17 protein-coding genes are annotated in these 14,519 nt (G+C 52.0%); 13 read left to right on the forward strand and 4 right to left on the reverse strand.

What is annotated here, in order from left to right; all coding sequences use genetic code 11:
• Nucleotides 1-57 precede the first annotated feature (57 nt).
• From ACETK5_RS20345 to ACETK5_RS20360, 4 genes are all read left to right on the forward strand, one after another.
• The gene (locus ACETK5_RS20345; protein ID WP_100539550.1) at nt 58-396 is read left to right on the forward strand and encodes a DUF2642 domain-containing protein; all 339 of its coding nucleotides are present in this window, start codon (nt 58-60) and stop codon (nt 394-396) included.
• A gap of 169 nt (nt 397-565) precedes the next feature.
• Nucleotides 566-1,342 (forward strand): aminoglycoside 3'-phosphotransferase, encoded by a 777-nt coding sequence (locus tag ACETK5_RS20350; protein ID WP_394057515.1) that lies wholly within the window; start codon nt 566-568, stop codon nt 1,340-1,342.
• Nucleotides 1,343-1,361: 19 nt separating this feature from the next.
• The gene (locus tag ACETK5_RS20355; protein WP_100539552.1) at nt 1,362-1,856 is read left to right on the forward strand and encodes a GNAT family N-acetyltransferase; all 495 of its coding nucleotides are present in this window, start codon (nt 1,362-1,364) and stop codon (nt 1,854-1,856) included.
• A 44-nt stretch (nt 1,857-1,900) separates the two neighbouring features.
• Nucleotides 1,901-2,452 carry a GNAT family N-acetyltransferase gene (locus tag ACETK5_RS20360; protein ID WP_326111863.1) on the forward strand — a complete coding sequence of 184 codons (552 nt, stop codon included), beginning with the start codon at nt 1,901-1,903 and terminating at the stop codon, nt 2,450-2,452.
• 134 nt (nt 2,453-2,586) lie between these two features.
• On the opposite strand, the gene ACETK5_RS20365 is transcribed toward ACETK5_RS20360, so the two are convergent.
• The 4 genes from ACETK5_RS20365 to ACETK5_RS20380 all read right to left on the reverse strand — a co-directional run bounded on the left by ACETK5_RS20365 (nt 2,587) and on the right by ACETK5_RS20380 (nt 7,115).
• On the reverse strand, nt 2,587-4,008 hold the full coding sequence (locus tag ACETK5_RS20365; protein ID WP_394057518.1) for an NAD-dependent malic enzyme: 1,422 nt from the start codon (nt 4,006-4,008) through the stop codon (nt 2,587-2,589).
• A gap of 35 nt (nt 4,009-4,043) precedes the next feature.
• Complete coding sequence (locus tag ACETK5_RS20370) at nt 4,044-5,570, reverse strand: tripartite tricarboxylate transporter permease (protein WP_326095965.1); 1,527 nt, start codon at nt 5,568-5,570, stop codon at nt 4,044-4,046.
• A gap of 18 nt (nt 5,571-5,588) precedes the next feature.
• A complete protein-coding gene (locus tag ACETK5_RS20375) occupies nt 5,589-6,044 on the reverse strand; it encodes a tripartite tricarboxylate transporter TctB family protein (protein WP_100539556.1) in 456 nt (151 codons plus the stop codon).
• A 63-nt stretch (nt 6,045-6,107) separates the two neighbouring features.
• The gene (locus ACETK5_RS20380) at nt 6,108-7,115 is read right to left on the reverse strand and encodes a Bug family tripartite tricarboxylate transporter substrate binding protein (protein WP_394057520.1); all 1,008 of its coding nucleotides are present in this window, start codon (nt 7,113-7,115) and stop codon (nt 6,108-6,110) included.
• Nucleotides 7,116-7,374: 259 nt separating this feature from the next.
• Between ACETK5_RS20380 and ACETK5_RS20385 the strand changes: the two genes are divergently transcribed.
• The 9 genes from ACETK5_RS20385 (at nt 7,375) to ACETK5_RS20425 (ending at nt 14,494) form a co-directional block, all read left to right on the forward strand.
• On the forward strand, nt 7,375-8,985 hold the full coding sequence (locus ACETK5_RS20385; RefSeq protein WP_100539558.1) for an ATP-binding protein: 1,611 nt from the start codon (nt 7,375-7,377) through the stop codon (nt 8,983-8,985).
• Nucleotides 8,963-9,649: a response regulator gene (locus tag ACETK5_RS20390; protein ID WP_100539559.1), complete on the forward strand. Its 687-nt coding sequence runs from the start codon at nt 8,963-8,965 to the stop codon at nt 9,647-9,649. The genes ACETK5_RS20385 and ACETK5_RS20390 overlap by 23 nt, the downstream gene beginning before the upstream one ends.
• A 109-nt stretch (nt 9,650-9,758) precedes the next feature.
• Nucleotides 9,759-10,418, forward strand: a complete 660-nt coding sequence (locus ACETK5_RS20395; protein WP_394057523.1) for an HAD family hydrolase — start codon at nt 9,759-9,761, stop codon at nt 10,416-10,418.
• 84 nt (nt 10,419-10,502) lie between these two features.
• Nucleotides 10,503-10,916, forward strand: a complete 414-nt coding sequence (locus tag ACETK5_RS20400; protein ID WP_100539561.1) for a hypothetical protein — start codon at nt 10,503-10,505, stop codon at nt 10,914-10,916.
• Between the two features lie 307 nt (nt 10,917-11,223).
• The gene (locus tag ACETK5_RS20405; RefSeq protein WP_394057525.1) at nt 11,224-12,330 is read left to right on the forward strand and encodes a VanZ family protein; all 1,107 of its coding nucleotides are present in this window, start codon (nt 11,224-11,226) and stop codon (nt 12,328-12,330) included.
• Between the two features lie 103 nt (nt 12,331-12,433).
• A complete protein-coding gene (locus ACETK5_RS20410) occupies nt 12,434-13,051 on the forward strand; it encodes a cytochrome c oxidase subunit 3 family protein (RefSeq protein WP_243390886.1) in 618 nt (205 codons plus the stop codon).
• Nucleotides 13,052-13,072: 21 nt separating this feature from the next.
• A complete protein-coding gene (locus ACETK5_RS20415) occupies nt 13,073-13,573 on the forward strand; it encodes a hypothetical protein (protein WP_394057528.1) in 501 nt (166 codons plus the stop codon).
• A 191-nt stretch (nt 13,574-13,764) separates the two neighbouring features.
• Complete coding sequence (locus ACETK5_RS20420) at nt 13,765-14,226, forward strand: NUDIX domain-containing protein (RefSeq protein WP_100539565.1); 462 nt, start codon at nt 13,765-13,767, stop codon at nt 14,224-14,226.
• 64 nt (nt 14,227-14,290) lie between these two features.
• The gene (locus ACETK5_RS20425; RefSeq protein WP_006207549.1) at nt 14,291-14,494 is read left to right on the forward strand and encodes a DUF4177 domain-containing protein; all 204 of its coding nucleotides are present in this window, start codon (nt 14,291-14,293) and stop codon (nt 14,492-14,494) included.
• Nucleotides 14,495-14,519 lie beyond the last annotated feature (25 nt).

Below are 14,519 nucleotides of genomic sequence, written 5' to 3' on the forward strand. Positions count from 1 at the left end.
GCTCCTTCCCGGACATACATAAGGGTGTAGGATTAATATTGGCATGGGAGGTCTTTCATGAACAACCATAACAATCTTGGTTATCCAGCGCCGTCTGCGGGTTATGCACCGGGTTACTATGCCTATCCCCCGCCCCAACCTATACCGCCGTATTACGCGCCGCGTACCCCGGAAATTCCGCAGCCAGCCCACTACGCAGCGCTGGTTGAACCGGTATTTATTGAGCATCTGCTGCGGCATAAAGGAGCCAAGGTGGTCATCATGACCACCGCGGGGAAAGTCGATGGGATCTTATCCGGCGTTGCGGTGGACCATCTCCAATTGACGGTCGGGGATCATAAGGCGCTGCACATTCGGTTAGCCGAGGTGGTATACTTCGAAGGCGTTCCGTACTAATAAACAGGTGAGCAAAAATAGTTTAAACGGAAAATTACCGGCTGGAAAGGAAGGATTAGGCCGGCAAATCGCCAATTCATACAATACAGATCCGAAGGCGTTCCGATGGGGACGTCTTTATTCTATTGAACTGAGGCCGACCGATTGGATGGGTCGGTGTGGAGGTACGATGAAAAAAGTACGCATTCCATTCGACATCATGACGCTGCCTGTCAGCTTGCAGCCATATATCCAGACAGCTGTCGTCTATGACAGCAGCTCCTCGGAACAGGCCAGAACCCTGTACATCGAGGGAGCGAACCAATCGATGTTTTTAAAGATAACGAAACGGGATGAACTTATGAGAGAAGGGTTGATGTCGGATTATTTACACGGAAAAGGCCTGGCTCCCAAGGTGCTGGCTTATGAGCAGCATGGCGAGAACGATTACCTGCTCACCGTTGCGCTGCAAGGGGAAGATGGAGTGTCCGGAGGTCATCTGAAGGATCCGAAGAGGCTGGCTTCCGTGTTCGGGGAGAGTTTGCGTTATCTCCATTCTGTATCTGCAACTGATTGTCCCTTTCCGAATCGAACGGCTGAACTTGTCCAGGAGTATCAGGAAGGCATCATGAACAAAATGGAAGATGTCAAAGGGTTTCCGGGTGGAAGAGAACAGGCCCTATTATGCCTTGAGAAGCTGCAGGGAACGGCTGATCATGATGTGCTGCTCCACGGCGATTATTGCCTGCCGAATTTGATTATGAGAGATTTCCAGCTTGAAGGTTTTATCGATCTGGGCAATGGCGGGATCGGGGACCTTCATTACGATCTCTATTGGGGAATATGGACGCTGCGATATAACCTGGGGAGCGATGACTACCAGGATATTTTTCTCGACCATTACGGTCGGAACGATTTTGATCCGGAGAGATTGGCGTTATGGACCGCATTGACGGATCGTATCTAGGGTGGAAAGGAAGATGCACATGAATTCATATCATATTCGAGTCGCTGGCCGGGAGGATGAATCCTTTTTGCGGGAAATGCTGTATGAGTCTCTGTATGTGCCCGAGGGAGAGGAGCCTTTTAGCCGAGACATACTCGAAGAGCCGTTCATGAAAAAATACGTGGAGGACTGGGGGCGAGCGGGCGATCTGGGCTACATTGCCGTGAATGCCGCAGGCAAGCCGGCAGGCTCGATTACCATCCGTTATTTTGATGAAGGGAACAAGGGGTTCGGTTACGTGAGCGATGACATCCCGGAGCTGGGCATGGCGCTGCTGCCGGAATCCCGCGGGCAGGGGCTTGGAACGGCCCTGATGAAGGAATTGTTCAGAGGAATGAAGGAGCAGGGGATTCAAAAGGTATCGTTAAGCGTCGCTCCGGAGAATACAGCAGCTATGAAATTATATGAGCGTTTCGGATTTCAAGAGGTAGGCATGAGCGGAACCTCTATCACGATGGTTGCGGATGTCATCTGAGACACGGGAATTGGATGATCTAATAAGGAAGATGGGGGATTACGATGCTGGTGTACGAGGCAGGGCCGATAACGGTTCGCGAGCTGGAGGAGAAAGATGAATGGTCCTTAGCTTCTTGGCTGTCCAATCCGGATGTGCTGCAGTATTATGGGGGGCGGGACCATCCTCACGACGTGGAGCGGGTGCGGGAGCATTTTTACGTGGATGATGATGAGACTCGCTGCATCATTGAATATGAGGGGAAGCCGATCGGGTATATCCAGTTCTATCTTTTGGATGAAGAGACGTTAGGTGAGTATGGGTATGACGGGAGTGATTCGGGCGGAAGAACATTTGCCACGGATCAATTCATCGGGGAGCCGGATTATTGGAACCGAGGCATCGGTACGAAGCTCGTGACTTCCATGGTGGATTATCTCGTGTTTCAGAGGCAGGCCGATCGGATCGTAATGGACCCGCAGGCTTGGAATGAACGGGCGATTGCCTGCTACGAGAAGTGCGGTTTCCGGAAGGTCAGGCTGCTGGAGAAGCATGAACAGCATGAGGGAGAACTGCGGGACTGCTGGATTATGGAGTATCGGGCGGAGCAAAACTAAATAGATTGGGCATTGAAGGGATGGAACGAAGCGGCTGAGTTTTCAGTGTAGGTAAGAAGCAAAAGAGTACGGTCCTAGGGGATACCGTACTCTTTTGCTCTTTTTCTTTAAAATACTCATATCATTAGTAACCGTTAGCGGTATTCCCTTGGGATTCGGCGCGCTACCCCGGTTCGGATGGCTGCCTGGATGACAAGGTCCCGGATGCCGCTGACGACTTGCTGGTTGAATACGCTCTGAATGATGTAATGCCGGCTCCGTTCCTTGTCCGTGACCGCCGATGCGATCGCTTCGGCCGCGGCGAGCTTCATCTCCTCGTTGATGGTGGAGGCTCTGCAGTCCAGGGCGCCGCGGAAAATTCCCGGAAAGCATAACACGTTGTTGATCTGGTTCGGATAATCCGATCTTCCCGTTGCAATGACGCCTGCGATATCCTCGGCCTCCTCCGGCAGAATCTCCGGGATCGGATTGGCCATCGCGAAGACGATAGGATGCTCTGCCATCGCTTGAACATCCGCCCTCTTCAGGATTCCGCCGGCAGACAAGCCGATAAACACGTCGGCGCCTTGGATGACGTCTTGGAGTGATCCGGAACGCCGTTCGGGGTTGGTATGGCTGGCGTACCACTGCCACATGGCATGGTCATACGTCTGATCAGCGGTCAGCGCGCCGAGGCGATCGACGCCGATGATGTTCTTCACGCCCGCTGACATAAGTATTTTGCTGCAGGCTATGCCGGCGGCGCCAATGCCGCAGACGACAACCTTCAGATTATCCACGGATTTACCGACGACCTTCAGCGCATTGATCAAGGCTGCATACAGGACGACGGCCGTTCCGTGCTGGTCGTCATGGAACACCGGGATGTCCAATTCCTCGCGGAGGCGCTGCTCAATCTCAAAGCATCGCGGCGAGGAGATATCCTCCAGATTGATACCGCCAAACGCGGGAGCGATCGCTTTGATCGCCGTAATGATGCCCTCGGTATCCTGCGTATCCAGGCAGATCGGGAAGGAGTCCACGTCTGCCAGCTGCTTGAAGAGCATCGACTTGCCTTCCATCACCGGCATGGCCGCATAGGGGCCGATATTGCCAAGCCCCAGGACGGCGCTGCCGTCGGAGATTACGGCCACGGTGTTGCGCTTTACGGTTAGCGTAAAGGCCTTGCGGGGCTCTTCGTGAATGGCCATGCACACGCGCGCGACATCCGGGGTGTACACGCGGGAGAGGTCGGCGCGGTTCTGGATCGGCGCTTTCAGCTTGGTCTCGATCTTTCCTCCCAAGTGCAGCAGGAAGGTGCGATCAGATAGATGCAGCAGCTGAACGCCGGACATGCTGCGAATGCGCTCGGCAATAATGTCGATGTCGACGGTGTCGATCACGGTGATGGTAACGTCTCGAATCGTGGCATGCTTGCTCGTCTGAATGACGTCAATGGCGACGATATCGCCGCCTGCCTCGAAGATGGCGGCCGCGACTTGGCCGAAGTTGGCTTCTTCCATATGCATTTCGATTCTTGCGATGACACTTTTGCCGCCTAATTTGCTGGTATTCATGACTGCCTCCTTCGCCTACGATATACGTATGATGGTTAGCCTTCTTCGTTCACGACAACTTCCTTGCCTCTTCGCTTGAGCAGAATCGGAACGATAATCCAGAGCAGGGCGATGATGAGGAATGCCAGCGACATCGGCTTCTGCAGGAAGATCATAAAGTCGCCGTTGGATGTGGTCAGCGCCCGGCGCATATTGTTCTCGATCATGGGACCCAGCACGAGTCCGAGCACCAGCGGCGCGAGCGGAAAGTCATTGCGGGCCAGCAGGAAGCCGGCAATGCCGCAGATGAGCAGGAGGACCAGGTCGAAGATCTGTGCTTGAACGGCGTAAACGCCGAAGATGGAGATGGCAATAATGATCGGAATGAGATATTTGGCCGGGGTCTGGATGACCTTGGCGAAAACCTTGACCAGCGGCATGTTCAGCACGAGCAGAAGCAGGTTGCCGATAAGCATGCTGGCGATCAGTCCCCATGCAACCTGTGGGTGCTCTTCGAACAGCAGCGGGCCTGGCTGGATGTTGTACATGATGAGCGCCCCCATCAGGATGGCAGTTGTCCCGGAGCCTGGAATGCCAAGCGTCAGCAGCGGGATCATAGCGCCTCCTGATGCCGCATTGTTGGCCGATTCGGGTGCAGCGACGCCAGCGATGTTGCCTTTGCCGAAGGATTCCGGATGCTTGCTGACCTTTTTCTCAACGATATAACTGAAAAAGGAAGCAAGCGTTGCGCCAGCGCCCGGCAGAATACCGATAAAGAAGCCGAGGATCGAGCCTCGGGCAATCGGTCCCGCGCTATCCTTCAGGTCTTGGCGTGTCGGCAGGATGCGGCCGATCCTGGAAGTTGGACCTGCTGCGTAGTCTCTCTCCAGAATGGATTTAAACACTTCGCCAAGGGCAAACAAACCGACGGCAATCGTTAGAAATTCCAGTCCGGAGTACAGGATGGGGATATCAAAGGTGAAGCGGGCGACGCCGGATACGGTATCCATGCCGATGGTAGCAAGCAGCAGACCGAATACGGTCATAATAAGTGCCTTCGTGATCGATTTGCCTGCAAGTCCGCTTACTGCACAGAGTCCCAGCAGCATGAGCGAGAAATAATCAGCTGGCCCGAATTTAATGGCTACATTGGATAATGGCTCCGCCAGTGCGATCAATGCCACAAGCGCGAAGAGCCCAGCTGCGAACGAGCCGATCGCAGCGATGGACAAGGCAGGGCCTGCCCTGCCTTGCTTCGCCATCTGGTAGCCGTCCAGCGTCGTAACGACAGACGAGGACTCTCCCGGCGTGTTCAGCAGAATCGAAGTTGTAGATCCGCCATACATAGCTCCGTAATAGACGCCTGCCAGCAGAATAATCGAGCTGGTTGCTGCCGCTTCCGCCGGCAAGCCGCTAGTCATGGAGGCGGTGACGGGGATCAGAAGCGCGACGCCGCTCATCGGACCGATGCCGGGAAGGACCCCGACCGAAGTGCCGATCAGCACGCCTAAAAAGGCGAAGAGCAGATTATGCCACTGCAAGGCGGTCATAAAGCCATCCGCCAAATAATCCAGAACGTTCATTGTAGATTCCTCCCATGCTCATGATAGCCAAGACGGGAAGCCCGGCATGGAGCCTTCCAGCAAGATAACAAAGATGACGTACACGCCGCCGGAGAACAGCGCGGAGATTAGAATGGATTTCAGCCACTTGCCTCGTTCCAGCGTCTGAAACGCAAACAGGAGGAACAGGAAGGTACCGATGATATATCCGATGAATTCCAGGAAATAAGCATAGAGAAAGGCTGCCGCAAAAATCATGAAGAACCTTCTGTAGTCCAGTTTCTCTGTATGGTTCTCCGTCGGCTTGGCTTTCAGGGCTTCATAAAACAAACGAATGCTGAGCAGCACAAGCGCCAGGCCGAGGCCGAACGGGAATATGTTAGGGCCGACGGTGCTTCCGTACGCGGATGAGCTGATCTTGGCGCTCTGCCACATAAAGCCGATGCCAAGGAGCAGGAATACGATGCTGGCGTAACGGTCAAACGTTCTGTTCAAGGTTGACACCTCCTCAAGATGAAACGGGAGAGGGAGTGTGCGCCACCCCCTCATTCCAAGGCGTTACTTCTGCATGCCTAGAGCCGTAAGCAGCTCCTGCACGTCTTGGTCTTGCTCTTCAAGGAAAGCATTGAAGTCAGCGGCGTTACGATACTCACTAGCCCAATCGTTAGCAACGAGCTCTTGCTGCCATACTGCGTTCTCGGAGAGGTCCTTCAGCGTTTTATCCCAGAAGGCCAACTGCTCTTCCGTCAGTCCCTTCGGACCGAATACACCGCGCCAAATGGTGAATTCGGCGTCCAGACCGAGCTCCTTCAGGGTCGGTACATCCGCGAAGTCTCCGCCGAGTCGTTCGCTTGAAGTAACGGCCAGGATCTTGATCTTGCCGGCCTTCAAGTAGCTGCCGAGCGAAGAGATGTCCGTGCCGATCGCATCGGCATTGTTGCCGAGGAGTGCCGCGATGGCCTCGCCGCCGCCATCATAGGATAAGTACTTCACGGTTCTCGGATCCACGCCCGACTTGAATGCAGGCAGAACGCTGATCAAATGGTCCATCGAGCCCGGAGCGGAACCGCCCGCTAGTGTGACGGAGGTCGGATCGGCTTTGATCGCGTCGATCAGCGATTGCAGATCGGTGAATTTGGAGTTTGCCGGTACGGCAATCGCTCCGAAGTCTTTGGTCATTTGGGCGAGCGGCGTCACGTCCTTGTAGCCGAATGGACTGTTCCCTTCTTTTTTCAGATTGTTAATTAGAATAGGCGGGGAGCTGACGAACAGCTTGTATGGGTCTTCGTTGTCTTTAGCTACGTATTCCGCGAGAAACACGGTTCCGCCGCCGCCAGGCTTGTTCTCAACGGTCATCGTCTGCTCGATAAGCTTGGTTTCCGTTAATACCTTGGTGAGAGATCGGGCGGTTTTGTCCCATCCGCCGCCCGCCCCTGAAGGTGCGGTCACGATAAATGGTTTTTTCGGATATTCGCCGGTGCTGCTTCCGGAAGTACTGCAGGCTGTCAGGCTCATCGCCAGGACAAGCGCAGCGGTTATGATTTTTATGCCGTTTCGTTTAAGCATGGATAAATTCCTCCTTATCGTTGACCGAGAGTTCGCAATATCTGTAAGCGCTTACTTAATGAAGTTCCTTCATACTATCATCGAGCGTCTGGCTTGAATAGAATTGCGACATAAGTTGAAAAAACTTCATTTCGCTAATTTTGTTCATAAAATTTACGGCTGATTTTTTTAGAGGACTATGTTAGAGGTATGATCTAGAATACAATAGGAAAATCAGAGACATGTGTGTTTAGGCGACCATGCGTATGGGGGAGATTGAATGCGTTTACAGACGAGGCTTATTCTGCTTATCGGCACCCTGTTGTTTGCCGTCATTGTCGCCTTGACCTTCAGTTTTGAGCGACTGCTCGTAACGACGCTGGAGAAGAGCATCGGCGCATCGGCATTAAAGCTGGCGAAGGCCGTGGCGGAAATGGACGTCATTCAGGATGCGTTCGAGGAGGAGAACCCGTCTGCCATTATTCAGCCCGTCGTGGAGGAAATCCGGCTGGAGACAGACGCCGAGTATATCGTCATCGGTAACCGTGAAGGGATCCGGTATGCGCATCCTCTTGCCGATCGGATCGGCAAAGAGATGGTCGGAGGCGACAACGGCCCGGTATTGGAGGGCATGAGCATCATATCGAAGGCGAATGGCTCCATGGGGCCCTCGCTTCGGGGGAAGACGCCGATTTACAATGACAAGAACGAAATCATCGGCATCGTATCGGTGGGCATTCTAATGAGAGATATCGAGACATCGGCACAATCGTATCGCAATCGAGTCCTGTTCTTTGCGGGAATTGCATTAATCCTGGGGTGCGGCGGAGCTATATGGATATCGTCCAGCGTCAAGCGATCCATTCACGGGCTGGAGCCGAAGGAAATCGGCTTATTGTACCAAGAGAAACGCGCGATTCTGGAAACAATTCATGAAGGTATTATCGCCGTTAATCGGGAGGGCATGGTAACCCTGGCCAACCATACAGCGATGATGCTGATTGATCCGGCGGAGCGAAGGGCGATCGCCGGGCAGTATATTCAGGATGTCATCCCGGGCACCCGATTGCTGGAGGTTATGCAGACCGGGGTAGCGGAGAAGGATCAGGAGATGGTCATTAACGATCATGCGGTTGTGGTGAACCGGCTCCCTATCTATGATCATGAACATCGGATTGTAGGGGCAGTCTCCAGCTTCCGCAATAAATCCGAGCTTCTGCACCTGACCGAAGAGCTTACGCAGGTGAAGAGATATACGGAAGCGCTGCGCGCGCAGACGCATGAATATTCCAACAAGCTCTATACGATTTACGGTCTGATTCAGCTGGAATCATATCAGGAGGCGATGGATCTGATTACGCATGAGACCGATGTGCATCAGAACCTCATTCAATTTCTGCTGCAAGAGATACCGGACCCTATCATCGGTGGTATTCTCATCGGAAAGTTTAATCGCGGAAGCGAGTTGAGAGTGAAGGTGGAGATCGACCGGAGCAGTTCCTTCAAAGACATCCCCGGTCATATTAGCCGGAACCAGCTGGTCACCATTATCGGTAATCTGATCGACAACGCCATGGAGGCGGCATTGGGATCCAAATCGGATAACAGATGGGTAAGAGTAGAGTTACGCGACAAGGATCATGAATTAATGATCGAAGTATCCGACAGCGGGAACGGTATTGCCGAGAATGATACGGATCGTTTGTTTGAGCTGGGTTACTCCACCAAAGGGGAGCACAATCGGGGCTTTGGCCTATCTATCGTTAACGGGACCGTACAGCAATTGCATGGTACGATTGCTTACCGTAACGCACCTGAGGGCGGGGCGGTATTCACGGTCAAGATTCCAAAAACAAGGGGGGATATCCATGATTCGGGTCGCAATCATTGAGGATGATGTGCGTATTGCCAGCATTAACCAACGGTTCGTAGAGAAGGTAGAGGGCTTCGAGGTCGTCGGCATTGCAACGGATCGGGCCCAGGCGCATGAGCAGTTGGACATTCTGGCACCTGATCTGGTGCTGCTGGATTTGTATTTTCCGGATATGTCGGGACTGGATCTGCTGCAGCATATACAGTGGGGATATCCGAATACCGATGTTATTATCATAACAGCAGCCAAGGAATTCGATACGGTGCGGGAGGCGATTCGCGGCGGGGTGTACGATTTCATGATCAAGCCGGTGGTCTTCGACCGTTTTCAGGAGAAGCTGAAAGCCTACCGGAAATATTACGAGCAGATGAAGCAGCTCGGCGGTGCGAACAAGCAGATCGACCAACAGGGCATCGACCAGCTGTTATGGCGTTCCGGCGAACGAATGGACAAAGAGACGTATTTTCCGAAAGGCATCGATAAGCTGACAAGCGAGAAGATCCTGTCCTACATCGAGGAGTCGGAGGATGTGTGGACCGCGGAGGAGCTGGGTAAGCGCGGCGGCTTTAGCCGTACTACTGCTAGAAGGTACCTAGAGTACTTCGTAGAGAAAGGCGTGCTGATAGCGGATATTTCATACGGCACGGTAGGCAGGCCGGAACGGGTGTACCGGAGAGCGTAGGGTTAAATAACCGGATGCGAGACTGGGATATTCCGCCTACACTTGCAGCTGCATATCGCTGGGATCCTTTCCTTGGATTCGAAATTCATAGAAAGGAGGGAGTGACGCGATGATTACCACCGTTGTTTTTGATTTGGACGGGACGCTGCTTGACCGCGACACGTCATTGGTTCATTTCGTTCAAGATCAGTATGATCGTCTAGCGCTCCATGGAGGTTTAGTTGTGGGCAGAGATGAGTACGTAAGACGGTTTGTCGAGCTTGATCGCAGAGGTTATGTATGGAAGGACCAAGTATATCGTCAGCTAACCGAGGAGTTTGCGCTCCCCCTGGGTTGGGAAGCTCTGCTGCGGGATTACATATCGGGGTTTCAACAACATTGCGTCGGTTTTCCCCATTTGCATGAAATGTTAGCTTACTTGAGGAGTAAAGGGATAAAGCTCGGACTGATCTCCAATGGGTACGGCGATTTTCAATACAGCAATATCAGGGGACTTGGCATTGAGCCTTATTTTGATATGATCGCGATTTCCGAGTGGGAAGGTTTACGTAAGCCGGATCCTAGGATTTTCCTCCATACATTACTTCGGCTTGAATCAAAGGCCGAAGAATCGATCTATGTTGGAGACCATCCGGACAATGACGTAACTGCAAGCCGGCGTATCGGCATGAAGGGCATCTGGAAGCGGGATCCCTATTATGATCAGGACTTCGCCAAGGATGGGGAGATTACCGATTTGCTTGAGATTATCGATTATTTGAAAAATTGAACAACCATTTCATTCTTTTACTCGTTATCATTTATATAAGCCGAATCGAGATAACCGGTTGTTCTGCGTGAGGAGGGTGTCCCCGTGAATCGAAATAAAACCATGACCTTTATAGGCAAGGGTGAGAAGTGGAAAGCGACTTATGCCATTACCCATCAGGATAAGGTCAATGCGAAGTTTACCGTGTTTCAGGATTCGCTTGGCGGAAAGTTGAAGCTGCAGTACTTAGGAAAGGAACTCCTCGACCATGGCAAGGTAGACTATCGGCTAGAAGATATGACGGGCCACTCCATGGAGGGCGGAATTGTCGTGGGGATCGATCATGCTGCCATGAAGGAAACCAAGGGGAAGCTGGATTTTGAGCATCTGCTCGATATGATGAACCCAAACAAGGTTCTAACCCTAAAGATTGAGTGGAACGGGCACCGTGAAGAGTTTACGCTGGGGCTTCCCCGGAAGATCGGCTTTGGAAAAGTGGTCCGTAAGCGGAAGGAATAGCGGGACTTCATGGAAGCAGGACAGGGGCCGACTCTTCCATCATCACTTACGCGTAAGGCTGGTATAACGACCACATTATTCCAATGATATTGCATCAAATGCTTTTTTGCATATGGTGATCCTGCCCACACTGTTGGTGTGGGTTATTCGGTTTTGGGTTATAGCCATAAACCCCCAGGATAACAGCAGGGCTGATTATGACGCGGGTGTGCGTTTTTTAAACGCATTTTAAACGAAGGAATCCCCGTCATTTAAACTTGATCCTGTAACTTATAAGTAGAACATCAATGAGGGAGTGAACGAAAGCATGCTGGAAGCCTACCTGTTTCCAATATCTTATGCATTTTTAACCTTTCCCATATCGGCTTTGCTGTGCGCAGTTCCCTTTCTGATTGTGCAGTATCGCAAATATGGTTATTTTAATAAATTCCGGGGATTTCTGTTGTATCTATTTCTGCTCTACATGATGAACGCAGTGTATCTGGTGCTCCTTCCTTTGCCTGCCTCGCGGCATAATGCTCCGATGAATGTCGCCTCGGTTATGCAGTGGATTCCGCTGAATTTTATACAAGATATATTGAAGGAGACCAAGGTGGTATGGGGCGAGCCTTCGACTTACATGCATCTGTTGAAGGAAAGAGCCTTCTTGCAGGTCGTGTTTAACGTATTTCTCGTGGTTCCGTTCGGCATGTTCCTGCGTTATTACGCTCGGGCGTCCTGGGTTGTATGTCTGGCGGCCTCGTTCGGTTTGTCGTTGTTCTTAGAGGTGACCCAGGTAACCGGCATTTACGGCTTCTATGATCACCCTTACCGATTGTTTGACGTGGACGATCTGCTGATGAATACCCTGGGCGGAATGATGGGCCTTGTGCTCGCGGATTGGATGAAAAATCACCTGCCCCGCCTGGATCGTTTGGATGAGAAGGTGGATCTGTCGCAGAAGAGGGTCAGTTATACGCGCCGGGCCATTGCATTTGGCATAGATGCAGCGGTCATGCTGCCGATCATTGGTGTGCTGACCGTGATGAACGTGAGGGGTGCATACTTCTTTGCCGTGATTTTATATCATATCGTGCTGCCTTATATGATGCAGGGGCAGACGCTGGGGAAATGGGTCGTCCGGGTCCAGATCCGCGGAGCGGGCGAACATCTGAAGCTGAAGGAAGTAATTGTCCGCAACGGCCTGCTGTATGTGGTATGGGGCGGGTTCCATGCCCTGTTCATTACGGTTAATGTCACCGGCTCTCATGTCCTGCTTGCGATGTACGCGCTGGGGATATTGCTGCTGGACGGCGTTGTGTTCCTTCACGTGCTGTTATGTCTCATCCATCGCGACCGGAAGCTGCTGCATGAAGCCAAGAGTGGAACAAGGCTCGCTATCGTAGTCAATAAACCATTAAGCAAGACTGATTAATTAAGGCTACCACAGGGTCTCTTATTTGTTATAATGTGGAAAACGGGTTCACAAGGAGGAGATATAACTGAAAGGTAAAATCCTCTCCATTTCCGCAATCATCGTGGGGTTGCTGTTTATTTCCAACCAGCATCTGGGCTATTCGTTCGGGGATGATCTGTTCCGCTGGGCAGGGGTCTCGCCATGGACTAAGAAAGGCAATTATGGCTTTCATCTGCCTGTAATTACCGGTCTAATTTTGTTGATGGTCGGTATCCTGTGGGTGGTCCGCATATATCGCCCCCGTTATCCGAAGATCATGAGCCGGGTGATGATCGGCTGCGTCGCATGGATCGTTGTTTTTCCATTCGTATCGGAGTCCGCCATGTTTGTGGCGAACTTCAATTCGAGCGGAATATCCACCGTCGCCTATTCCAAAAAAGACAGCAAATGCGACTATCGTACAGAGGACGATGCTATTCGGGCACACTGCCAGATTCATATTTACAGCTATGGCACCGAGCAACAGGTTACGGTACGACCGCTAAGCGTTGATATTGGCGGGAGGATGGTTGATTTCAAGCCTAAGGTGGTTACGGTTCGGCCACGAGGGGTGGTGCAGGTCCATGAAACCTTCGAGGGTTCAACAGAGCAAATCGATGCTTCATACGGTGTTTCGGGCGGAATAAACGAGCCGGGCATCGAGCTGATCGTGGATGGCAGAAGCAAGCAGGTGAAATAGCCATCCGGTTCTTCAGATAACATGACTCTGAAATGTGGGGTGAACATGGTTGATATTCGCCGAGCGGGTCGGCTTATGCCGATATCGCTGTTCACGCTGCTGTTGCTGGTGATGTGTTCTTCGCCCGCTGCGGTTGCTTCCTGGGCATATCCATTTGTCGTGAATGACGGGAAGATTTTTGTTGTGTCAGAGGACCGCGTGGAGGAGTCCACTCTTGGAGACGTGGTGGGGAAGGTCACCTACCATACGGATCAGGAAGGGACCTACGGCGGCAACTTCTCTAATATTTACCCAAAGGGAACGAAATACTATGCCATCCAAGGAATTGCTCCTGAATCCACCATTGCGGTTGAGACGCAGGAAGGTTATGTCATGGCTCGTTATGAGGGTGAGTATGGCGGGTCTCATGTTCCTTGGGAAGTCATCAAGAATTGGATTGCGGCGGGGCTGATCCTGCTGATCGTTGTGTGGGTGAGTGCCGTTGTTCGAAAGAAGCGGCAGAGTGGCTCATATAGGCGCTAGATGGCTTCGGGAGCTGGGCAGACACTTATTCACGATGCGCAATAACACAGCCGGTATTCTTTGAGCGTGCTCATAGGACACCGGCTTGTTATATTCATGTATCTGTGCGGATTGCAGGTTGGCCTATGGAGGATTTATATTTGCTACAATAGAAAATAGAACTAGAAACCGATACGATAAGGAGACAGCCCATGAAACCGATACGAAACTCGGCCAAGGCCGTTATTATGCGGAATCATCACATTCTTCTAACAAAAAACGTAGACCATTTGGGGGACTTCTATCTGTTCCCTGGAGGCGGACAAGAGAAGGGGGAAACCTTGGTGCAGGCGGTGATTAGAGAGTGCCAGGAGGAAATCGGACGTAAGGTTGAAGTTCGCGATCTGCTGCATGTCCGTGAATACATAGGGTCCAACCACGAGTTCGCGGAATGGGATTCCGACGTGCACCAAGTGGAGTTTTATTTTGAGTGCAGCTTGGCAGATGCAGGGGATACCTTTCTTGGCCATAACCCGGATGAATATCAGGTGGGTGTGGAATGGATCGATCTGTCCGCATTGGATGAGATTCGAGTATACCCTCGCTCCCTGGTCAAGCCACTTCAGGATAAGGCTGCGCGCCCCGTGGTTTGCTATGTTGGCGATACGAACTAATTTTATTTACAGAGATTCTTGAAGTTTGTGGTCAAAAATCAATGGATGATGGAGGATGCTGAATATGGATCAATGGGAATACAAAACGCTGAAATACAAAACCGGAGGATTCCTTGGAGGCAAGGTAAACGAGGAGGAATTCGAGGATTTATTGAACAGCTACGGGATTGACGGCTGGGAATTGATCTCGTGTTTTGATACGAGCGTGCATCAAGGCCAGTCCAGAGACATCATTGCCGTAATGAAGCGAAGAGCGTATCTGGGGTAAGGAAGGAATAGAGGGGAGACGATCT

The sequence above is a fragment of the Paenibacillus ilasis genome, from assembly GCF_043195395.1.
GTDB classification, from domain to species: Bacteria; Bacillota; Bacilli; order Paenibacillales; family Paenibacillaceae; genus Paenibacillus_AQ; species Paenibacillus_AQ lautus.